Here is a 2,672-nt window from a genome sequence, read left to right as displayed (position 1 = left end):
GTCGTAGGCTGGCCCCCGTGGACCAGGCCGACTCCCGCTACCGGCGACCCGGCCCCCCGCCGGGGCCGGAGGACCCCACCGGCCGAGAGGCGCTGCGGCGTCGCCGGGTGGTGGACTTCGCCCTGCGGCGTCGAGGGGTGTTGGCGGATCTCCGCGAGGGCGTCTCGGCACTGCGGGAGGTGTGCGACGCGGACGTCTATCTCCTGCGTGCGGCCGGGTTCCACGGCGTGGAGACCGAGACCGTGTGCCCGGTGTGCCGCAAGGAGAACCTCACCGAGGTGTCGTGGGTGTTCGGCGACGACCTGGGTTCCGCCTCCGGCTCGGCCCGGAGCGCTGATGAGATCGAACAGCTGGCGCTGACCCACGACGCGTTCACCGTCCACGTGGTGGAGGTGTGCCGCAGTTGCTCGTGGAACCACCTGATCGAATCCTATGAGGTGGGTCTCGCCTCGGGCGAGGGCAGGCGCGTGCGCCGGGCCGCGAGGGACCTACGCCGACACCGCTGATCGCCCACCGCCGACACCGCAGCTCGCCCTCCGTGAGCACCGCAAGGTGCCGTGCCCGGGTGCACTGGATTCCGGGTGGAGCGCGATTTCGTACACAATGGACCCCGATGCACCGTCAGCGGGGGTCGCCCGTGCCGGTCGTAGCTGTTCGCAGGAGGGTGGAAGATGTCGCAGAGTGACAGGACGCGCGGGGGATCCGACGGGGGTCGGGACGACTCCGCGCACCGGCGCGGCTGGTTTCGACGCCACCCGGCCTGGACGACGCTGATCCTCGTCGTCGTCGTCCTCCTGGTGATCCCGCTCGTGATCGTCGGGGTGGTCTACAACCGCACCGAGATCCCCCGCCCGGGCAGCGTGGCCACCAACCAGATCTCCGAGATCTACACCAACGACGGCTCGACCATGATCGGACGCATCGTCCCGCCGGAGGGCAACCGGACCCTGGTGGAGGTCGACGCGATCCCCGTGCACGTGCGCAACGCCGTGATCGCCGCGGAGGACCGCAGCTTCTACACCAACGAGGGGTACGACCCCACGGGCATCGGGCGCGCGGTGATCGGGCAGATCACCGGTGAGTCCAGCGCCGGCGGTGGTTCGACCATCACCCAGCAGTACGTCAAGAACACCATGGTCGGTGACGCTCCCACCTACGAGCGCAAGGCCAAGGAGATCATCATCGCGGCCAAGATGACCAACGAGTGGTCCAAGGACCAGATCCTCGGGGCCTACCTCAACACCATCTATTTCGGCCGCGGGGCCTACGGGATCGCCGCCGCCTCCACCGCGTACTTCAACAAGCCGGTCGAGAACCTCACCATCGAGGAGGGCGCGCTGCTCGCCGGCGTCATCCAGTCCCCCTCCGCCCTGGATCCGCTCAACAACGCCGTGGCCTCCGAGAACCGCTGGAACTACGTGATGGACGGCATGCGGGACATGGGAGCCATCGACGCCCAGCAGCGTGGCGCGGCGGTGTTCCCCCAGGTCGTCGAGGATCCCCAGGCGGTGGACCAGAACGTGGGCGACCCCACCAACGGGGCCATCCGGCGCCAGGTGTTGGCCGAACTGGCGATGGCCGGCCTCGACGAGCAGATGCTCAACACCCGCGGGCTCAGGATCACCACCACCATCGACCCCGCGACCCAGGAGGCGGTGGTCCAGGCCGCCCGCAGCAACATGCAGGGCGAGCGGCCGGAGAACCGCACCGCGGTGGTCTCGATCGACCCCCGCACGGGCGGCGTGATCGGCTACTACGGCGGAGAGGACGCCGAGGGCTGGGACTACGCCAACGCCCCGTTGCAGACCGGCTCGACCTTCAAGATCTTCGGCGTGGCGGCCGCCCTCGAGCAGGGCATCGGTCTGGGCACCCAGATCTCCTCGGCGCCGGTGACCACCGGCAACGTCACCGTCACCAACGTCGACGGCCAGTCCTGCGGGTCGTGCTCGGTGTCCCTGGCGCTGAAGATGTCCCTCAACACCTCGTTCATCCGCCTGCAGCGGATGCTGGAGAACGGGGCCAACGACGTGCGGGACATGGCCCACCGCGCGGGCGTCGCCAAGGAGATCCCCGGACTGCCGTGGGAGACGCTCACCGAGCAGGGCGAGGACCCCTATGACGGCCTGATCCTGGGCCAGTACCCGATCCGGGTGCGCGACATGGCCACGGGCCTGGCCACGTTCGCGGCCGAGGGGGTCCACCGGCCCACCCACTTCATCGAGAAGGTCGAGACGGCCGACGGCGAGGTCCTCCTGGACAATTCGGAGCCCGAGGGGGAGCGGGTGGTGGACGCCGACGTGGCCAACAACCTCACCTCCGCGATGGAACCGATCGCCGCCTACTCCAACGGCCACTCGCTGGCCGGTGGCCGCCCCTCCGCGGCCAAGTCCGGCACCACCCAGCTCGGCGACACCGGCTACAACAAGGACGCGTGGTTCGTGGGGTACACCCCGTCCATCGCCACCGCGGTGTGGGTGGGGACCGACGACAACCAGCCCCTGCTCAACGCGTGGGGCGGCACGATGTACGGGTCCGGACTGCCCGCGGACATCTGGAAGTCCGCGATGGACGGCGCCCTGTCCGGCACGGAGTGGGAGAGCTTCCCGACCCCGGGGTACATCGGCGGACAGGCCGGCGCGTCCCAGTGGGAGTCCGCCGATGTACCCCGGGGT

At 69.8% G+C, this 2,672-nt stretch carries 2 protein-coding genes; both read left to right on the top strand.

Annotated elements, in window-relative coordinates; all coding sequences use genetic code 11:
* Nucleotides 1–107 precede the first annotated feature (107 nt).
* Nucleotides 108–506: a DUF5318 family protein gene (locus tag IY392_RS13405; protein ID WP_194861479.1), complete on the top strand. Its 399-nt coding sequence runs from the start codon at nt 108–110 to the stop codon at nt 504–506.
* A 165-nt stretch (nt 507–671) separates the two neighbouring features.
* Nucleotides 672–2,672: transglycosylase domain-containing protein (locus IY392_RS13400; RefSeq protein ID WP_194861478.1), on the top strand; the 2,001-nt coding region annotated here is incomplete at its 3' end.

Origin of the sequence: Dietzia sp. SYD-A1 (genome assembly GCF_015356725.1) — a bacterium.
Classification (GTDB): domain Bacteria; phylum Actinomycetota; class Actinomycetes; order Mycobacteriales; family Mycobacteriaceae; genus Dietzia.
This window is presented reverse-complemented; position numbering and strand designations above follow the sequence as displayed.